This is a genomic window from Hydrogenophaga sp. L76, from assembly GCF_057654755.1.
This window is the reverse complement of the sequence record NZ_CM172807.1, coordinates 4,467,787-4,486,661: the sequence shown is the minus strand read 5'-3', so window position 1 is coordinate 4,486,661 and position 18,875 is coordinate 4,467,787. Positions and strand designations below refer to the sequence as shown.

At 66.4% G+C, this 18,875-nt stretch carries 21 protein-coding genes; 14 read left to right on the top strand and 7 right to left on the bottom strand.

Features of this window, described 5'->3' with window-relative positions; genetic code table 11:
• Window positions 1–131 precede the first annotated feature (131 nt).
• The 4 genes from AC23D4_RS21935 to AC23D4_RS21920 form a co-directional block, all read right to left on the bottom strand.
• Complete coding sequence (locus AC23D4_RS21935; RefSeq protein ID WP_472887782.1) at window positions 132–521, bottom strand: DUF779 domain-containing protein; 390 nt, start codon at window positions 519–521, stop codon at window positions 132–134.
• A gap of 79 nt (window positions 522–600) precedes the next feature.
• Window positions 601–2,121 (bottom strand): acetaldehyde dehydrogenase ExaC, encoded by a 1,521-nt coding sequence (gene exaC, locus AC23D4_RS21930; RefSeq protein WP_472887781.1) that lies wholly within the window; start codon window positions 2,119–2,121, stop codon window positions 601–603.
• Window positions 2,122–2,352: 231 nt separating this feature from the next.
• Window positions 2,353–3,123 (bottom strand): TOBE domain-containing protein, encoded by a 771-nt coding sequence (locus AC23D4_RS21925; protein WP_472887780.1) that lies wholly within the window; start codon window positions 3,121–3,123, stop codon window positions 2,353–2,355.
• A gap of 691 nt (window positions 3,124–3,814) precedes the next feature.
• Window positions 3,815–4,744 carry a LysR family transcriptional regulator gene (locus tag AC23D4_RS21920; RefSeq protein ID WP_287878803.1) on the bottom strand — a complete coding sequence of 310 codons (930 nt, stop codon included), beginning with the start codon at window positions 4,742–4,744 and terminating at the stop codon, window positions 3,815–3,817.
• Window positions 4,745–4,861: 117 nt separating this feature from the next.
• Here AC23D4_RS21920 and AC23D4_RS21915 point away from each other — a divergent pair, with 117 nt between their 5' ends.
• The 14 genes from AC23D4_RS21915 to modC all read left to right on the top strand — a co-directional run bounded on the left by AC23D4_RS21915 (window position 4,862) and on the right by modC (window position 16,470).
• The gene (locus AC23D4_RS21915) at window positions 4,862–5,968 is read left to right on the top strand and encodes a YeiH family protein (RefSeq protein ID WP_472887779.1); all 1,107 of its coding nucleotides are present in this window, start codon (window positions 4,862–4,864) and stop codon (window positions 5,966–5,968) included.
• A gap of 171 nt (window positions 5,969–6,139) precedes the next feature.
• Complete coding sequence (locus AC23D4_RS21910; protein WP_287878805.1) at window positions 6,140–6,571, top strand: nuclear transport factor 2 family protein; 432 nt, start codon at window positions 6,140–6,142, stop codon at window positions 6,569–6,571.
• 120 nt (window positions 6,572–6,691) lie between these two features.
• On the top strand, window positions 6,692–7,009 hold the full coding sequence (locus AC23D4_RS21905; protein WP_231624607.1) for a COG4315 family predicted lipoprotein: 318 nt from the start codon (window positions 6,692–6,694) through the stop codon (window positions 7,007–7,009).
• A gap of 46 nt (window positions 7,010–7,055) precedes the next feature.
• Entirely contained in the window at window positions 7,056–7,559 is a 504-nt protein-coding gene (locus AC23D4_RS21900; protein WP_008904230.1) for an RNA polymerase sigma factor, read from the top strand.
• Window positions 7,560–7,578: 19 nt separating this feature from the next.
• Window positions 7,579–8,478 (top strand): anti-sigma factor family protein, encoded by a 900-nt coding sequence (locus AC23D4_RS21895; protein WP_287878810.1) that lies wholly within the window; start codon window positions 7,579–7,581, stop codon window positions 8,476–8,478.
• A 162-nt stretch (window positions 8,479–8,640) separates the two neighbouring features.
• Entirely contained in the window at window positions 8,641–10,035 is a 1,395-nt protein-coding gene (locus AC23D4_RS21890) for a YncE family protein (protein ID WP_161124572.1), read from the top strand.
• Complete coding sequence (locus AC23D4_RS21885; protein WP_008904210.1) at window positions 10,032–10,391, top strand: DUF305 domain-containing protein; 360 nt, start codon at window positions 10,032–10,034, stop codon at window positions 10,389–10,391. Before AC23D4_RS21890 ends, AC23D4_RS21885 begins: the two co-directional genes overlap by 4 nt.
• Window positions 10,392–10,461: 70 nt before the next feature.
• Complete coding sequence (locus AC23D4_RS21880) at window positions 10,462–10,995, top strand: RNA polymerase sigma factor (RefSeq protein ID WP_050813810.1); 534 nt, start codon at window positions 10,462–10,464, stop codon at window positions 10,993–10,995.
• Window positions 10,992–11,594 carry a hypothetical protein gene (locus AC23D4_RS21875; protein ID WP_008904212.1) on the top strand — a complete coding sequence of 201 codons (603 nt, stop codon included), beginning with the start codon at window positions 10,992–10,994 and terminating at the stop codon, window positions 11,592–11,594. Before AC23D4_RS21880 ends, AC23D4_RS21875 begins: the two co-directional genes overlap by 4 nt.
• A gap of 85 nt (window positions 11,595–11,679) precedes the next feature.
• Window positions 11,680–12,912 carry a SorT family sulfite dehydrogenase catalytic subunit gene (sorT, locus tag AC23D4_RS21870; RefSeq protein ID WP_062405656.1) on the top strand — a complete coding sequence of 411 codons (1,233 nt, stop codon included), beginning with the start codon at window positions 11,680–11,682 and terminating at the stop codon, window positions 12,910–12,912.
• A complete protein-coding gene (gene sorU, locus AC23D4_RS21865) occupies window positions 12,909–13,256 on the top strand; it encodes a SorU family sulfite dehydrogenase c-type cytochrome subunit (RefSeq protein ID WP_008904214.1) in 348 nt (115 codons plus the stop codon). Before sorT ends, sorU begins: the two co-directional genes overlap by 4 nt.
• A gap of 655 nt (window positions 13,257–13,911) precedes the next feature.
• Window positions 13,912–14,667: a molybdate ABC transporter substrate-binding protein gene (gene modA / locus AC23D4_RS21860; protein ID WP_472887778.1), complete on the top strand. Its 756-nt coding sequence runs from the start codon at window positions 13,912–13,914 to the stop codon at window positions 14,665–14,667.
• Window positions 14,668–14,680: 13 nt separating this feature from the next.
• Window positions 14,681–15,364, top strand: a complete 684-nt coding sequence (gene modB / locus AC23D4_RS21855; protein WP_472887777.1) for a molybdate ABC transporter permease subunit — start codon at window positions 14,681–14,683, stop codon at window positions 15,362–15,364.
• Window positions 15,361–16,470, top strand: a complete 1,110-nt coding sequence (modC, locus tag AC23D4_RS21850; RefSeq protein ID WP_472887776.1) for a molybdenum ABC transporter ATP-binding protein — start codon at window positions 15,361–15,363, stop codon at window positions 16,468–16,470. The genes modB and modC overlap by 4 nt, the downstream gene beginning before the upstream one ends.
• Here modC and AC23D4_RS21845 read toward each other — a convergent pair whose 3' ends face one another.
• From AC23D4_RS21845 to AC23D4_RS21835, 3 genes are read right to left on the bottom strand one after another with little or no spacing between them, the layout of a single operon-like run.
• Window positions 16,471–17,250 carry an ABC transporter substrate-binding protein gene (locus AC23D4_RS21845; RefSeq protein WP_472887874.1) on the bottom strand — a complete coding sequence of 260 codons (780 nt, stop codon included), beginning with the start codon at window positions 17,248–17,250 and terminating at the stop codon, window positions 16,471–16,473.
• Between the two features lie 56 nt (window positions 17,251–17,306).
• On the bottom strand, window positions 17,307–18,089 hold the full coding sequence (locus AC23D4_RS21840; protein ID WP_472887775.1) for an ABC transporter ATP-binding protein: 783 nt from the start codon (window positions 18,087–18,089) through the stop codon (window positions 17,307–17,309).
• A complete protein-coding gene (locus AC23D4_RS21835) occupies window positions 18,086–18,814 on the bottom strand; it encodes an ABC transporter permease (RefSeq protein WP_472887774.1) in 729 nt (242 codons plus the stop codon). Before AC23D4_RS21835 ends, AC23D4_RS21840 begins: the two co-directional genes overlap by 4 nt.
• Window positions 18,815–18,875: the final 61 nt, after the last annotated feature.

Genomic DNA, 18,875 nt, shown 5'->3' with positions numbered 1-18,875 from the left:
GGTGGAGAGCCCGGCGCATGCGGATGTGCGCCAGTGCGGTGTTGCCTCTGTTTGCCCGATTCTGACTACAAGTTCCGTGCCATGCGGATCCATCGCCCCCCTGTTCAGGAATGGAACACCTGCCCCGCGGATCAGCCGCCGCTGGCCGCTTCTTGCGCCTCCTGCGCAGCCAGATCGGCCATCTCGGCCTCGCTGAACACGCGCGAGCGGGTGTGGAACGCCTTGCCCTCCGGCCCTTCCAGCGAGAAGGTGCCACCATGGCCTTCGATCACGTCGATGATGAGCTGGGTGTGGCGCCAGTACGCGTATTGGGCCCTGCCGATGTAGAACGGGCAACCACCGATGTGGCCCAGGTACACGTCGCCCGCGCCCATGGTGATCTCGCCGGGCAGGTAGCAGTTGGCCGCGCTGTTGTCGCAGCAGCCGCCGCTCTGGTGGAACATGAGCTCGGGGCCGTGCTTCGTCTTGAGGAACTGAATCAACTCGACCGCGGCCGGCGTGGCAATGACTTTTTCAACCATGACTTGTCTCCTTGTTCTGAAAAGGCAAAAAGGGGAGCCGTTGCCAGCTCCCCTTGGATCTCACTTCAATCCGGGTGGATCAGAAGAAACCGAGTTTCTGTTCGCTGTAGCTCACCAGCAGGTTCTTGGTCTGCTGGTAGTGGTCCAGCATCATCTTGTGGGTCTCACGGCCGATGCCCGATTCCTTGTAGCCACCAAACGCGGCGTGTGCCGGGTAGGCGTGGTAGCAGTTGGTCCACACGCGACCCGCCTTGATGGCGCGGCCCATGCGGTAGGCCACGTTGCCGTTGCGGCTCCACACGCCAGCGCCCAGACCGTACAGCGTGTCGTTGGCGATTTCCAGGGCTTCGGCTTCGTCCTTGAAGGTGGTCACGGCCAGCACGGGGCCGAAGATTTCTTCCTGGAAGATGCGCATCTTGTTGTGGCCCTTGAACAGCGTGGGCTGCACGTAGTAGCCACCTTCCAGATCACCACCCAGGTGGGCCTGGCCGCCACCGGCCAGCACTTCGGCGCCTTCGGCCTTGCCCAGTTCCAGGTACGACAGGATCTTGGTCAGCTGTTCTTTGGAAGCCTGTGCGCCCATCATGCTGTCGGTGTCGAGCGGGTTGGCGTGTTTGATGGCGGCCACGCGCTTCAGGACACGTTCCATGAACTTGTCGTAGATGCTTTCCTGGATCAGCGCACGGCTCGGGCAGGTGCAGACCTCGCCCTGGTTGAAGGCGAACAGCACCAGACCTTCGACAGCCTTGTCGAGGAAGGCGTCGTCCTTGTCCATGATGTCGGCGAAGAACACGTTGGGCGACTTGCCGCCCAGTTCCAGCGTGGCCGGGATCAGGTTGTTGGCAGCGGCCTGGGCGATCACACGGCCAGTGGTGGTGGAGCCGGTGAAGGCGATCTTGGCGATGCGCTTGCTCGTGGCCAGCGGCATGCCGGCTTCGCGGCCGTAACCGTTGACGATGTTCAGCACGCCCGGTGGCAGCAGGTCGGCGATCAGCTCGGCCAGGATCAGGATCGAGATCGGGGTGGACTCCGCCGGCTTCAGCACCACGCAGTTGCCGGCGCCGATGGCAGGCGCCAGTTTCCAGGCCGCCATCAGGATGGGGAAGTTCCAGGGAATGATCTGGCCGACCACGCCCAGCGGTTCCTGGATGTGGTACGCCATGGTGTTCTCGTCGATCTCGCTCACGCCACCTTCCTGCGCGCGCACGCAGCCAGCGAAATAGCGGAAGTGGTCGACGGTCAGCGGGATGTCGGCGTTGAGCGTTTCGCGGATCGCCTTGCCGTTGTCCACGGTCTCGGCGTAGGCCAGCAGCTCCAGGTTCTGCTCGATGCGGTCGGCGATCTTCAGCAGGAGGTTGGAGCGCGTGGCGGCGTCGGTCTTGCCCCACTTGTCGGCGGCGGCGTGGGCGGCGTCGAGCGCGAGTTCGATGTCTTCGGCGGTGGAACGCGCGGCTTGCGTGTAGACCTGGCCACTCACGGGCGTGATCACGTCAAAGTACTGGCCCTTGCACGGCACGACCCACTCGCCACCGATGAAGTTGTCGTAGCGCGGTTTGTAGGCGATCTTGGCGCCGGTGACGCCTGGGGCTGCGTAAATCATGTGTGTCGTCCTCTGGGATGGTGGAGAAAAGGTGAATCGCCCGATGGGCTGCCTTCATCACCACAACTTCCGTGCCACGCCAGAAGACCGACTCAAATTGAGACGATTGCTCACTTTTTTGACGACACAAAGTGAAGGGTTGCGCCATTCAGGCCCAAGCCGCAGCGCACTGTGCCAGCCTGGTACGGCACACCCGTTCATATGAACAAGGTTGCCAACGCTGGATGCCGGTTACCCCGCCAGACCGACCACGAGCGCCGAAACGCCCATCGAAGCCCAGGCCCGCTGCCCTTTGCGCGCCGCGAACGGGTGCTCCGCAAAGCCCACCCACTGACCGCCACCGTCCAGCGCGAGCACCACCTCGTCACGCCCCTGCCCGCGCGCCAGCCGCTGAATGCGACCGGGCAGTACACACTGGCCCGGCGCGTCTTCCACCTCATCCCGGCCGACCCGCACCGCCGTGGCCTTGCACAACACCAGCGCCTCCAGCTCCGCGCGCAGGCCCAGCAGATCGGCGCTCTCACGCGTCACGCTCGACGTGAGCAGTGCCTGCCCCGGCGTGCGCAGCCGCACCAGCACCGTGGGATCGCCCTGCCCCAGCGGCTCCACCGCTTCGACACGGCAAGGCAACTGGTTGCGCATGCTGGTGCGCAAACCCAGACCAAAACGCAGACCAGATGACCCACCAGCAAAGCGCGTCAACACGGCCTCACGCGCCTGGGCCAGCTCGTCCGCCAGAGCCAGCAGCTGCAGCCCCTGCGGCGTGATGCTCGCACCGCCACCGCCGGAGCCGCCCACCGTGCGGTCCACCAGCGTCTGCCCGCTCAGGTTGCTCAGTGTGTCGATGGCCTGCCAGGCCGCCTTGTAGCTGATGCCCGCATCGCGCGCGGCCTGCGAGATGGAGCCGGTCTCGCCCACCCGGCGCAGCACCTCCAAGCGCTTGTCGCTGGGGGCGTGGCCTAGGGCCTCGGAGAGGGCGGTGTGGAGCGGTGGCCGGGTCATGGGCGGATTGTTCCATGGGATTTCAGGGGCCATGACTGGACGCTGATACCTGGACGTCGAGTTGTTGAGTTGTGTGGAGCCCGCCATCAACAGCCCGTCGCGATGGCAGGCCGTGTGCCTGCAGTAGGCTGATTGCTGCCACTTAGGTTCGACGGCAGAGTCCATGGGCGCCAACGCAAGCGGTCGCTTACCGGTCAGGATCTCAAGCGACCGATCGATTACCTGTACCGGTCGTTCGGCACTGTAGCGAAGTGCAAAGTTCTGGAATGGCCCTTTGCGTCACGGACGAAACGGTGTTCTGGACCATGGGCAGGCCTTCTTCAAGCGCCAGCAGGGAGGGCGAATCACTTCTTTTGGTCCTTCAGTGTCCGTAGCGCAATACCCGCCACCCGGGTTCCCAGTGCTCCTCAAAGTGCGTGATAGACGGGCAATAGTTCACTTTGACCTGATGCTGTTGCAACATTCTGATCATTGCTCTCGCCGCAAATAAAGAAGGAGACAAGGGGTGGCCGTTGGATCGCAATGCCCAAGACATCGCGCGCGGTATGTGGATATGCGGCAGTCTTGACCTCGCCATCCGCATCCGGCATTTGTGCAGGTGAGCCTGCCGTGAATCTCGTTGAAGGTGCGTGGATAAGCTTTGAGCGCCGACTGGCGAGCTGCTCAGGCCTGACCTCGATGGAGTCACATTTCATGGCGCCGTGTTCTCGGCGCCAGATACCTGGTCGACAAATGCCAGCAGCGAAGCGGTGGGCTGTTTGTCGCGATGCACGACCAGGTGAGATTGTCGGAGCTGCCGCGGCAAGGTCGTGGCGATGCGGCACAGGCGGCCGGCCTCCAAAGCGTCGCTCACGACCCACGACGAAAGGCAGGCCACGCCCATACCCGCCTCGGCCGCATGTTTGATCGCCTCCGAACTTCCCAGCTCGATGCTTCGACGGTAGGAGCGCAAGTGGGGCAGCAGACTTTGGTCGGTGGCCTCGCGCGTTCCCGAGCCCAACTCACGCACCAGCCAGACCCCTTCACGCAGTGTCCGCATTGGCACCCGCTCGCCGGCCAGGCTCATTCGTGCCCACGCGCTGTCGGGCGATGTAACGACCACCATCTCGTCCTGGTGCCATGGCGTGACGGCCAGCGCCGCTTGGTGGCAAGGCCCTTCGATCAGGCCCACGTCCAGTTCAAACGCAGCGACCGCGTCACAGATGGCCGCCGTGTTTCCGATCACGACCTTTGAGCGCCAGGCACTGGCATGGCCCGGTTGCGCTGCGACAAAACGGGCCAGCAGCCTGGGCAGCACATAGTTGCCGATGGTGGTGCTGGCGCCGATGCGCAGCGACTGGGCCTGGGCGCTGCCATCGCGGGACATCAGCTCGATGCCGGCGGCACCGTCCAGCAGCGCCAGGGCCCGCGGCAGTAACGCACGGCCGTTGTCGTTGAGCAGCAGGCGCTTGCCCGCGCGGTCAAACAGGTGCAGCGACAGCAGCCGCTCAAGTTCATTCACGGCCGAGCTGGTGGCCGACTGCGACAGCGCGATCTCGGCGCTGGCTGCCGTGGTAGTGCCGCTGCGCGCAACCGCCACGAAGATCTGCAGCTGTCGCAGCGTGAGGCGAAGGGTATTCATGGCGGATTCGTCTGCAAAGCGATTGGATGGGTACATCTTAGCGATACAACCCGTTTGACGGGTCATCTATGAAGCCGGAAGCTTCGTCCTCATGAACTTCAACCGGAGGCAAGCAGCATGACCATCAACGTACTTCGTGAGCCACGCACATCGGCCTCTGCATCGGCTTTCGCACGCATGCTCCCCGGCCTGGCCCTGAGCGGCGCCTTGGCTGCCACCGGTATCGCGCTGGGCCGCATCGCCTGGCTGCAGGACCATGGCTTCAGTGCGCTGACGCTGGCCATCGTGCTGGGCATGATCGTGGGCAACACGGTTTACCCGTGGGCCCCGCGCTGGGCGGTAGCCAGCGGCGCCGGCGTCAACTTCTCCAAGCAGAACCTGCTTCGCCTGGGCGTGGTGCTGTACGGCCTGCGGCTCACCGTGCAGGACATTGACCATGTCGGCATAGCTGGTGTCGCCATCGACGCGATGATATTGGGCTCGACCTTCGCACTGGCCTGCCTCATCGGCACGCGCTGGCTGGGCCTGGAGCGCAAGACGGCGATGCTGATCGGCGCTGGCAGTGCCATCTGCGGCGCTGCTGCGGTGATGGCCGCCGAGCCGGTGGTCAAGGCGCGCGCCGAGCAGGTCACGGTGGCGGTGGCCACGGTGGTGGTGTTCGGCACGCTGGCGATCTTCCTGTACCCGGCGCTGTTCGAGCTGAACCGGCACTGGGCGCTGATCCCCGGCGGCGCCAACGGGTTCGGCATCTACGTCGGATCGACCATCCACGAGGTGGCCCAGGTGGTGGCCGCAGCACGTTCGGTGGGCCCGGACGCAGCCAACTCGGCCGTCATCGCGAAGATGGTTCGAGTAATGATGCTGGCGCCGTTCCTGGTGATGCTGTCGGCTTGGCTGGCGCGCGACAGCACCCTGCAAGCCCTGGTGGAGGCAGAGCATGCTCACGCCAAGGGTCAACTCGCTGTGCCCTGGTTCGCCTTCGGCTTCGTCGCGGTTGTGTTGCTCAATTCGCTGCAATGGCTGCCGGCGTCGGTGGTGGCAGTGACGACCGAGATTGACACCGCGCTGCTGGCGATGGCGATGGCTGCGCTCGGCCTAACCACGCACATCGGCGCCATTCGCAAGGCCGGGGCCAAGCCGCTGCTGCTGGCGTTGATCTTGTTCGGCTGGCTCATCGTCGGAGGCGCGCTCATCAACCGCTGGGTGCCGGCCCTGCTGGGCTGAAGCCTCGAATTCACGGCCCAGGGCCCTGACCCTAAATTTCTTTGCACGCTCTGGAATAAACCGCATGCCGGCGCCGTCTGCCCTTGTGTCGGGACCTCTCGGACCCTTCATCCAGCACTCACCGCACTTCACTTCACTTCACTTCAAACCCACCCTTCATCGGAGCCCACAATGTTCAAGACTTTCGCTTTCGCCGCCACCGCCCTGACGCTCGCCGCCGGCAGCGTCTTCGCCGCCCCCAGCGACGACGCCCGCACACACTTCCAGGCCATCGCCTCGGGCGACACCCAGATTGTCATGCGTGCCTATGCCGACCAGGCCCAGCTGAACTGGGTAGGCGGCCCACTCGACGGCACCTATGCCACCACCGATGCCATTCGCGGCACCTGGGAGAAGTTCGGCAAGGCCGTCGGCCCACTGAAGCTCACAGTCGGCCAGATTGAAGAGTCGGCCAACCCCAAGGGCGCCACCGTCTCGGCCAACGTCGTCTTTGAAGGCAAGATGCCCATCAAGGTGCGCTACGTGCTGACGTTCCGCGAAGGGAAGATCGTCAGCGAGACCTGGCAGATCGACCCCAAGCTGGCAGTCGCTGCGGCCTACTGATTGGCCATCATCGCGGCCACTCTCCACCGTACCCCACACGACATCCCCATGAAGCACCTTCCGACTCTGGCCGCTCTGCTGATCACAGCGGCTTCCTTCACGGCACCACTCACCAGCGCCATGGCTGCAGACGCGCCGGCCAAGCTCGCCAACGGCGCGCTGGTCGACGCCAAGGGCATGACGCTCTACACCTTCGACAAGGACGTGGCAGGCAGCGGCAAGAGCACCTGCAACGGCGGCTGCGCCGCGCTGTGGCCGCCCGCGATGGCCGCCGCCAGCGACCAACCGGCCGGTGCATACACGATCGTCATGCGCGACGACGGTGCGCGCCAGTGGGCCTACAAGGGCAAGCCGGTCTACACCTACCAGGCCGACCAGAAGCCCGGCGACCGCGCCGGCGACAACTTCAAAGACGTCTGGCACATCATCAAGGAATGACATTTGCTGTCGACTTCCGTCCAGTCCCTCAGGCCACGACCCCCCGATGCAAGACGACGCAAGCCTGCTGAGCTGGGTGCCGCGCCTGCGCCGCTATTCGCGCGCGCTGGTGAACAACCGTGACGACGCCGACGATCTGGTGCAGGACACGCTGGAGCGGGCCTGGGCCAAGTCGAACCTGTGGGGCGGCGTGGCCGACATGCGCGCCTGGCTCTTCAGCATCATGCACAACCTGCACGTCGATGGCGTGCGCCGTCCCAGGCTGCACACCGTGACCATGGACGACGACACGCCCGAAGTGCCGGTGGCGCCGACACAAACCGACAGGCTGGCTGTACTGGATCTGCAGGCTGCACTGGACTTGCTGCCCGTCGAGCAGAAGGAAGTGCTTCTTCTGGTGACGCTGGAAGACATGGCCTATGCCGATGTGGCGCAGGCCCTGGGTATCCCCATCGGCACCGTGATGTCGCGCCTGTCGCGAGGCCGTGAGCGCCTGCGCGGCCTGATGGAAGGCCGCGCAGAACCGGTGCGGCTGAAAGTCGTCAAATGAATGTATTGCGAAGCAACCCATGAATACCGACCGTCCGCCACCGTCCATTCCCCCGGTCACCGAGGCCGACCTGCATGCGTTCGTTGATGGCCGCCTGCCCGCTGAGCGCCAGGTCGAGATCGCCGCTTATCTGGCCGCACGCCCTGAAGACGCGCAGCGCCTGGAGGCCTACCGGGCGCAGAAGCGCAAACTGCACGCCTTGTTCGATCCCGTGCTGGATGAACAGCCGCCGCAGCGCCTGCTGAAATCGGCGCGCCCGCGCGCCGTGCCGCAGACGCCTTGGTACCTCCAGCGCCTGGCCGCTGGGATCGCCATCGCCGTCATCAGCGGCGCGACTGGCTGGGGCTTGCGGGGCGGCCTGCCCGCGGGGGGCGACGATGCCGGCCGCATGGCCGCCGCGGCACCCGCCGAGCGCGGCCTGACGCTGGCGTCAGCGGGCGGCTTCGCGCAGCGCGCGGCGGTGGCTCACGCGGTATACAGTCCCGACGCGCGCCGCCCGGTCGAGGTGGACGCGGCGCACGAGGACCAGTTGGTGGCATGGCTGTCCAAGCGCATGGGCGCGCCGATGAAGCCGCCGCACCTGCAGGCCCAGGGCTACACGCTGGAAGGCGGGCGCCTGTTGCCGGGTGGCCAGGGGCCGGTTGCGCAGTTCATGTACCGCAACGAGCTCGGCAGCAAGCTGACGCTGTACGTGTCCAACGATGTCGCCGACGTGGGCAGTGCCGCGGGGCCGGACAAGGCACTGCAGGCCGGCGTGAAGAACACAGACACGGCCTTCCGCTTCGCACGCGAAGGTGCGGTCAATGTCTTCTACTGGGTCGACGGTCCCTTCGGCTACGCCCTGTCGTCCGACGCCGACCGCAGCGTGCTGGCGCAGGTGTCGGCCGAGGTCTATCGGCAACTTGGCACCCCGCGCTGAAGGCCAGGGCGGCGTCGGCGCGACGCGCTGTCGGCTCGCGCCAGGGAATGAAACGGCCTGAGCCGCGCTCTTGACCTGAAGCAAGCGCTGGGCAGTGGTTCATCGGCGGCTGCCGGCCCACGACCCAAGCGATCACTCTCCACACCAACTCAGAAAGCAAACATGACCACCCAACGCCGCGACATTCTCAAGTACACCCTGGCCGCCGCGGCAGCCAGCGCGCTGCCCGCAGCACATGCCCAGGCCCCGTCCGGCGCTTCAGCGGGAGCCGCAGCCACCGGCATCGACCCGCGCGACCGCGTCTTCATCACCAATGAAGACTCCAACACGCTGGTCGTCATCGACCCGAAGACGAACACCGTCGAGAGCACGATCAACCTGACCAGCTTCGACGAAGACCCGCGCCCGCCGTTTCGCTACGTCACCGCCGGCGTGGCGCCGACACACGCGGCGATGATCCACAAGCCGCTGTACCACGGCTGCATCGACGCCCACGGCGCGGTGCCGTCGCCCGACGGCCGGCTGCTGGCCACCAGCGGGCGTGGCTCGAGCAACATCTACCTGATTGACGCCGAGCAGCGCCGCGTGATTGGCAACACGCCGAACCCGGCCGCCGGCCCCAGCACCAACCCCGAACGGTTGAGCAGCGGCCTGCTGCTGGGCCGCGAACCGCACGAGCCCACCTTCACCCGCAATGGCCGTGAACTGTGGGTCACGCTGCGCGGCGAAGACCGTATCGCCATCCTCGGCGTTGACCAGGCGGTGCGTCAGTTGAAAGGCGCCGACAGCCCGGGTTCAACCGCCATCCGCCAGTTCCTGCCGACGATCAACGGCCCGGCGCAGGTGTGGTTCAACCGCGAGGGAACACTCGCCTTCGTGGCCAGCCAGAAGGTGTCGCAGATCGACGTGTTCCGCGTCAACCCGGGCGCCGACGGCCACAGCCGGCCGCAGCGCGTGACAACCCTGGACATCAGCGCACAGGACAAGCCCGGCTTCACGCCCTTCATGAAGACCACGCCTGACGGCGCCGAGGTGTGGTTCTCGCACAAGCTGGCCGATGCGCTGTCGTGCCGCTCGACGCAGGGCGGCTTCGACCTGATCGACAGCGTGCCGCTGGGCATGGGCGCGCGGCCCAACCACGTCGAGTTCGTCAGCAATGCGCGCGGCAGCGTGGTCTATGCCAGCCTGGCGCGCATCGACGACGGCGGGCCCGGCGGCGTGGCGTCCAGCCCCATCGCCATCATCGACCGCAGCGCCCCCGGCGGCCAGCGCAAGGTGGTGGGTACCTTCTTCAGCCACGGGCGCGAGTCGCACGGGTTGTGGACCAACCCCGAGAACACGCTGCTGTATGTGGCCCACGAACAGGACGAGCTGCCCGGCACGCCCAACGCGGGCCAGACCGTGTGCAGTGCATTTGATGTGAGCGACCCGCTGCGCCCGACCTTCATTGCGCAGATCCCCCTGGGCAATCTGACGCTGCCCTCTGGCGCGCTGCGCAACAAAAAGAGCATCAACCTCGTCTACGTGCGTGTGGGCGAGAAGGGCCAGACGGCATGAGCGGCGCGCACACCAGCCACGGCGCCAGCGCCGCGCACACCAGCGCATTCCAGCGGGATATGGACGAATCGATGGCCCGCATGATGCAGGCCATGCACAGCCCGGGCTACGCAGGCCAGGCCGACCAGGACTTTCTGGCGATGATGATTCCGCACCACGCCGGCGCTGTGGACATGGCGCGGCTGGTGTTGCAGCATGGGCGCGATCCTGTCACCCGGCAGTTGGCCGAGGAAATCATTGCCGGGCAGACGGTGGAGATCCAGAGCATGCAACGCCGACTGCACACCCTGCAGCAGCGCACAGCCAAAGGTGCGGAAGCGGAATTTCCGTCGCTGGGTGGGACGCGGGGGCCTTGATCGACAGCCCTAGGGAAAGTACCGATGAGCGCCACGGAATGAACCAAGCCACGCAGCGCTCTTGATCACCATGCTGTTCCAGTCTGCCGAGTCCCGCTATAACCAATGGGTGCGTGAGCACTACCGTTTTTTGCTGCGCAGTGCGTGGGCGCTCACTGGTTCGCGCGCCATTGCCGAAGACGTGGTGCAAGACTGTTTTGCCAACGCCTGGAAGCACCGGGAGCAACTGCGCGACGCTGCGCTGGCACGGGCTTGGCTCTTTCAGATCATGCGCCGCGCCGCCTTTCGCCAGGCCGCACCCAGCATGCAGTCGCTGGACGATGAAGAGCAGCCCGAGCAAGCGGCGCCCGACGCGGGGCTGGACGACAAACTCGATGTCGTCAAGGCGCTCGCGCGCCTGGCGCCCATCCACCGCGAGGTGCTGGTGCTGTTTTATTTCGACGACATGCCCACCGCCCAGATGGCCGAGGCGCTGGAGATCGCGCCCGGCACGGTGTTGTCGCGCCTAGCCCGTGCGCGCGACGCTTTGAAGCTGGCCATGGGGGTACCTGCGACACCCAAGGCCGATGTCAACGTTACCCCGTTTCGCAGGACCAAGACATGAGCCCCGATACCGACGCGCCTTTCCTGCCCGACAGCGAATTCGATTTGCGCGCGCGCGCCGAGTTGGCGATCGCCTTCGAGGCCAGCGACGCACCGGCACACCTGTACCGAAAGCCGCAGCCGCTGCTGGCGCGACGCGGCTTGCAGCGTTTTCTGGCGGCGCTTTTGCTGGCCGGTGGCACCAGCGGCGGGGTGCTCGCCGTGCGACCGCCAGCGATGGTGCGCGACGCGATCGACCACGAATACCACGAGCGCAGCTTGCGGGGCAGTTTCATGGAGCAGCGCCAGTTGCTCATGCACCTGGGCATGCGGGACGCCAACGTGGTGCCCGGGTTTCCCCAACTCATGCGGCCATGCGATATCGAAGGTCACCTCGCTTACCACCTCACCACGTTCTTCGAGAAGGGCGGCATGGTGACGGTGTATGCCTTTGACCAGCCTGTGGACCTGCGCGAGGCCAGCGGCTGGTGGAGCAACGTGCACTGGAAGGTGATCCGCTCGCGCGAGGGCAAGCCCTTGTTGCTGGTGGCCCAGAAAAAGAAGGCACTGGCGGTCGCGCAGACGGCACTGCAGGCACCTCCCGTGTCCGGGCCAGGCTGAGGCACCGCGTCCCTGTCAACGAATCAACCGCTCACCCCTTTCACCCCAACCGGCGCACGACGCCCAACCACCGGAGACCCCAGAAATGAACCAACAACCCACCTCGCTCCCCCGGCGCCACCTGCTGGCCGGCAGCGGCGCTGCTTTGGCTGCCGTTGGTCTGGCCAGCTTTGGCCGCACCGCAGCCGCTGCTGGTGAGACCGCGCCCGTCGCCGTGGCCGGTGCTGCCAAGCCTCTGCCAGCGTACGTGGGCTGGAAGGACCCGGCCAGCCTGATCGTGCACAGCAGCACCACCATTGAGACCAAGCGCAGTGTGTTCGGCACCAGCGTAATCACGCCGTCCGAGCAGCTCTACATCCGCAACAATCTGCCCGCGCCCGACGCCTCGATCCTGGGCAACCGCGATGCCTGGGAGATCAACATCGAGGGGGTGAAGAACCCGCGCAAACTCACGCTGGGCGACCTCAAGCGCATGGGCATCGAGACCACGGCGATGGTGTTGCAATGCTCTGGCAACGGACGCGGCTACTTCCCCAACAAGCCCAGTGGAACGCCTTGGCAAGTGGGCGCAGCAGGCTGTGTGGTGTGGAGCGGTGTGCCGGTGCGCTGGGTGGTGGATGCCCTGGGCGGCGTGGAGGCCGGCATGGCCTACCTCACCGGCACAGGCGGCGAAAAACTCCCCGATGGACTGGACCCCAAGAGCGTGATCGTGGAACGCTCGGTGCCTGCTGCCGCACTCGCCGATGCCCTGCTGGCCTGGGAAATGAACGGTGTGCCGATTTCGCTGGCCCACGGCGGCCCACTGCGCTTGATCGTGCCGGGTTACACGGGCGTGAACAACATCAAGTACGTCAAACGCCTGGCCTTCACCGCTCAGGAGACCGACGCACGCATCATGTCGCACGGCTACCGCATTTCACCGCCCGGCGCGAAGGGCGACCCGTCGCAGCCATCGGTGCAGGAAATGACGGTGAAGTCGTGGATCAACGGTCCCGGCACGGACGGCGCCCCGCTTAAAGCGGGTGACACACAGATCCATGGCGTGGCGTTTGGCGGCATGAACGCGGTGGCCAAGGTCGAGGTTTCTCTGGACGGCGGAAAAACCTGGCAGCTCGCGCGCATGGTGGGGCCCGACCTCGGCCGCTTTGCGTGGCGGCAGTTTGTTTTTGCGGCGCGCCTGCCGGCGGGCCAGTTCACCCTGGCGAGCCGAGCCACCGACACCGCAGGCAACGTGCAGCCCGAACAACGCATGGAAAACGCGGGCGGCTACAACAACACCAGCTGGGCCGACCACGCCGTGAAAGTGAGCGTGGCATGAAGCGCACAATCCAAAAACACGCGTTGGTCGCTGCCCTGTGGTCGTTGGCATTCACAGTGCTGCCCGTGCACGCCGCCGACGATGCCGCGCAACTTCAACAAGGCAAGGTGTTGTTCGGCCAAGGCGCGGTGCCTGCCTGCGCCCTGTGCCATGCGCTCAAGGACGCGGGAGCCGAAGGCGCCGTGGGCCCCAGCCTGGACGAGCTCAAGCCCGATGCCAAGCGCGTGGCCACCGCGCTGCGCAACGGCATTGGGCAGATGCCGTCCTACAACGGCAAACTCAGTGATGCGCAAATTGCCGCCCTGGCGGCCTACGTGGCCAAGGCTTCGGGTGGATCAAAGTGATGGCTGGTTGGCCACAGCGCTGCTGCGCCAACTGACAAAAAGGACGGGATCACCTGCAAACAGCGATCCCGACTGAGTGGCTGACCCAGGGCGGGTCAGCCACTCACCATCACTTGCCTGGTTTGATGTCGGGGACCACCATCCAGCCAGCCCCCATCATCACAACCGCCGGGAACTTCTCGCCGGCCTAAGTCTTGCCCAGCATGGCCTTGTGCTCGCGGTAAGCCATCAACGCTGGCGACACGCCCAGGTGATTGATCGCACCATGCTTGATGCTGCTGCAGTCTTGCTCGTCGAGCTTGCAGATCTCTGCACGCTGTTGTCAACTCTCTAGCAATGTCAACTGCGCGCCTGAAACCTGTCTCTGCGCATTACCACGATGCATGAATAGGAGTGATCGCAATCCGGCACGCCAAGGGCATTCACGTTGAAAACTCGAACGGCAGCAACCGCTGCAGAACGGTCACTCATAAACGCGGGGCGAGCGGTTTCACCGGATTGAGACCGACCGGCCACTGCCACACCGCGGGCACATTCAACCGCCCAGGGCCGACACACGCCCTCCACTCGGATCAGCAGAAACACCCGCTACACTCGCTATTCCAATTCGGGATAACGATCCCCCCTTTCCTTCCTGTTCCGTACAAAGGTCGCCATGCACTTCCATGTTCGCCCGCTGACCGCCCTGCTCTTCGCCACGCTAGCGCACAGCGCCGCCCAGTCCGCCGAAGCCCAGGTCGCCGTGGCCGCCAACTTCGCCGAGCCCATCAAAGCCATCGCCGCCGTTCTGGAAAAGACCACGGGCCACACGCTGAAGATCACGCTGGGCTCCACCGGCAAGCTCTACGCGCAGATCAAGAACGGCGCGCCGTTTGACGTGCTGCTGGCGGCCGATGCGAAGGTGCCCGAGGCGCTGGAGAAGGATGGTTTGACGCAGCCGGGCAGCCGCTTCACCTACGCCACCGGCAAGCTGGTGTTGTGGTCGGCCAAGGCGGGCCGGGTGGATGACCAGGGGGCTGTGCTCAAAGCGGCGGATCTGGGCAAGGTGGCCTTTGCTGCGCCCAAGGTGGCGCCGTATGGCGTGGCCGCGGTGGAGGCGATGGACAAGCTGGGCCTGAGCGCGGCGCTGGTGCCGAAGCTGGTGCAGGGCGAGAGCATTGGCCAGGCCTTCAACTTCGTCTACACCGGCAATGCGGACGTGGGCTTTGTCGCGCTGTCGCAGGTGCTCGCGGGCGGCCAGCTCAGGAGCGGCTCGGTGTGGGTGCTGCCGTCCACGCTGTACAGCCCGATCCGGCAAGACGCGGTGGTGCTCCAGCGCGGGGCGGGCAACGAAGCGGCGCAGGCGCTGGTGAAGCTCTTGCAGAGCCCGAGCGTCAAGGACCTGATCCATTCCTACGGCTACAGCATTTGAGCGCTGCCGTCCCATGCTCCTCACCGACTCAGACCTGCAAGCGATCTGGCTCACCCTGAAGGTGGCCACGCTGACCACGGTGATCCTGGCCGTGATCGGCACGCCGCTGGCCTGGTGGCTGGCGCGCACGCGCTCGTGGCTCAAGACGCCGGTGGCCACGGTGGTGGCGCTGCCCATCGTGTTGCCGCCTTCGGTGCTGGGCTTTTATCTGCTGGTGCTGATGGGGCCGAACGGCCCGGTGGGGCAGTGGACGCAGGCGCTGGGCCTGGGCACCCTGCCCTTCACCTTCACCGGCCTGGTGGTGGCCTCGGTGTTTTACTCGCTGCCCTTCATGGTGCAGCCGGTGCACAACGCCATGGAAGCCATGGGCAGCCGCCCGCTGGAGGTGGCGGCCAGCCTGCGCGCCTCGCCGCTGGACACGTTCTTCAACGTGGTGCTGCCGCTGTGCAAACCGGGCCTGATCACGGGCGGCATCATGAGCTTTGCGCACACGGTGGGCGAGTTCGGCGTGGTGCTGATGGTGGGCGGCAACATACCGGGCGTGACACGCGTGGTCTCGGTGCAGATCTACGACCACGTGGAAGCGCTGGAGTATGGCGATGCGCACCGGCTTGCCGCGGTGATGCTGGGCTTTTCTTTCGTCTGCCTGCTGGCGCTGCACCTTTACAACCAGCGTGGCCGAAGGAACGCCGCATGACGGCCCGCAGTACCACCGCCAACGGGCTGCAACTGCAGGCGCGGCTGGACCGTCCGGGTTTTGTGCTCGACGTGGACATGGCCCTGCCCGGCAAGGGCCTGACCGCGCTGCTCGGCCCGTCGGGCTCGGGCAAGACCACCTGCCTGCGCGTATTGGCCGGGCTGGAGCCGAACGCGCGCGGTGTCGTCCAGGTGCTGGGCGAAGCCTGGCAAGACAGCGCGCGCGGCGTGTGCCTGCCGGTGCACCGGCGCCCGCTGGGCTATGTGTTCCAGGAGGCCAGCCTGTTCGACCACCTGAGCGTGCAAGACAACATCCGCTTCGGTTTCCAGCGCACGCCGCCCGCGCAGCGCCGCCACGGCTGGGACCATGGCCTGGAGCTGCTGGGCATTGGCCACCTGCTGCGGCGCATGCCGCACGAGCTGTCGGGCGGCGAGCGCCAGCGCGTGGCCATGGCGCGCGCACTGGCCACCAGCCCGCGCGTGCTGCTGATGGACGAGCCCCTGGCCGCGCTGGACGCGGCGCGCAAGGCCGAGATCCTGCCCTGGCTGGAGCAGCTGCACGAGCGGCTGGACATCCCCGTGGTCTACGTGACGCACTCTGCCGACGAGGTGGCGCGCCTGGCCGACCACGTGGTGCTGCTGGAGCAAGGCCGGGTGCTGGCGCAAGGGCCGGTGCTGGAGCTGATGACCCGTGCCGACCTGCCGCTGGCCCACGGCGACAGCGCGGGCGCACTGGTGGAGGCCGTCACCTGCGGCCTGCAAAGCGACAGCGACCTGTGCGAACTGCGCTTTGACGGCGGCACGCTGCTGCTGCCGCAAACGCGGGCCACACCGTTGCCGGACCGCACGCCGGTGCGCGTGCGCATCCAGGCGCGCGACGTGAGCCTGTCGCTGATCCAGCCCGAGCAGACCAGCGTGCTCAACTGCCTGCCGGCCACGGTGGCCGACGTGAGCGAAGACGGCCCGGGTCAGGTGCTGGTGGGTCTGCACCTGGGGCAGGACACGCGCCTGCTCTCGCGCATCAGCCGACTCTCGTGTGAACGGCTGGGCATCGCGCCCGGCATGGCGGTGTATGCGCAGATCAAGGGCGTGGCGATGGTGCGCTGATCACTTCGTCGCGTTCGGGAAGAACAGCTGCTCGCCACCGATCTTGTAACCGGCAATGGCCGCCTGACCGGCCGGACCGGTGACCCAGTCGACGAACTTCTGGCCTTCGGCGGTTTTCACCTGCGGGTGCCTGGCGGCGCTCACCAGCATCACGCCGTACTGGTTGAAGAGGCGCTTGTCGCCTTCGACCAGCACCGCCAGGTCGGCGCGGTTCTTGAAGTTGAGCCACGTGCCGCGGTCGGCCAGCACGTAGGCGCCGCTGCTGGCGCCGATGTTGAGGGCCGGGCCCATGCCGCAGCCGCAGGCCTTGTAGCCTCTGCCCTTGTTGGCATCGGTGTCGGTCATCTTCCAGAAGCGCAGTTCGGCCGCGTGCGTGCCGCTTTTGTCGCCGCGCGAGATGAAGGGCGCGTTGGCCGTGGCCACCTTCCTGAGCGCGGCCACGATGTCGCTGCCCCGGGTGGCCGCCGGGTCGGCCTTGGGGCCGATCAGCACGAAGTCGTTGTACATGACGGCCTGGCGTTTTGCGGCAAAGCCGTCGGCCACGAATTTTTCTTCGGCCACCTGGTCGTGCACGAACAGCACGTCGGCGTCGCCCCGGCGCGCCATGTCGATCGCCTGGCCGGTGCCCAGCGCCACGACCTTCACGTCGATGCCACTCGCCTTCTTGAACTCGGGCAACAGGTAGCTGAACAGGCCCGACTGTTCGGTGGACGTGGTGGACGCCACGACGATGCTGCCTTGCGCCAGCGCGGCGGTGCTGGCCAGCAGGCCAGCGGTGATGAGGCCGGTCGCAGCCAGCAGACGCACGAAGGTGCGACGGAAAGAGATGGGCGTGTTCAAGCGGTTTCTCCCTTGACGAACAGGTGAGCCTGGGGGCAGTGGGCCTCCAGCAAGGCGTGGTTGAAAAAATCGTTCACCGGCAGGTCGGCCAGCAGCTGACCCTGCTCCAGGTAGATCACGCGGCTGGCCAGGCGCTTGACCTGACCCAGGTTGTGGCTGGCGAACACCAGCGTGGGTGGCAGGCGGCCGGGCGCGGGCGCTTCGTCGCCGAAGTCGGCGATCAGCGCCTCCACGTCGCGCTTGGCGTGCGGGTCGAGGCTGGCGGTGGGTTCGTCGAGCAGCCACACATCGGGCTGCAGCGCCCAGGCGCGCGCCAGCGCCACGCGCTGCTGCTGACCGCCCGAGAGGGCGCGGCCGTTGCGGTCGGCCAGGTGCACGAGTTCGACACGCACGAGCGCCTGCTGCGCACGGCTGCGCGTCTGCGCCCAGGGCACGCCGCTGAGCCACAGGCCCAGCTGCAGGTTGCGCCGCACCGACATGCGCAGCATGTGCGGCCGCTGGAACAGCATGGCGATGCGCGAGGCCAGTGGCACCCGACGCTGCCCCGAAGCGATGGGCAGCAGGCCGTGCAGCGCGCGCAGCAGGGTGCTCTTGCCGCAACCGTTGGGCCCGACCAGGGCCACGCGCTCGCCGGCTTCAATGGTGAGCGTGATGTTGCGCAGCGCTTCAACCTGCGCCGCCGGCCCCAGGCTCACATGCACACCGGCCAGTTCGAGCACGGTGCCCTGGCGCGCGCCCACGCCGGCCGCGCTGCCTTCGGTGGGGCGTTCGATCCTCATGCCGTGGCCATCCGCAGGTCGCCACCGTCCAGGTGTTCGCGCCAGCGGCGCAGCAGCGCCACCACGCTGTTGAGCAGCAACACCACGGCCAGCAACACGATGCCCAGCCCGAGCGCCAGCGGCAGGTCGCCCTTGCTGGTTTCGAGCGCGATGGCGGTGGTCATGACGCGGGTGAAACCTTCGATGTTGCCGCCCACGATCATCACCGCACCCACCTCGGCGATGGCGCGGCCAAAGGCGGTGATCAGCACCGTGAGCAGGGCATAGCGCTCGTCCCAGGCCAGCAGCAGGCTGCGCAGGCCCAGGCTGGCGCCGAGCGACGACAACTGTTCACCATGGCTGCGGTCGACGTCTTCCACCACCTGGCGCGTAAGCGCCGTCACCAGCGGCAGCACCAGGAGGGCTTGCGCCAGCACCATGGCCTGGAAGCTGAACAGCCAGCCCAGAAAACCCAGCGGTCCCGAGCGCGAGAGCAGCAGGTACACCACCAGCCCCACCACCACCGCCGGGACGGCCAGCAAGGTGTTGAGCAGCGTCAGCACCACGCCCCGACCCGGAAAACGCGATACCGCCAGACCAGCCCCCAGCGCCAGCCCCAGACTGCAGGCCAGCAGACAGGCCAAGGCGCTCACGGCGAGCGAGCGCAGCACGATGGCCCAGAGCCCCGCATCGCCCGAGAGGATCAGTTGCAGCGCGGTTCCCACGCTATCGGAAAAGGTATTCATAGGTTCCTGCGAAGCTTACGAGGACATGGCGGGCTTGAGAGTACGTAGTGACGCGGTATGA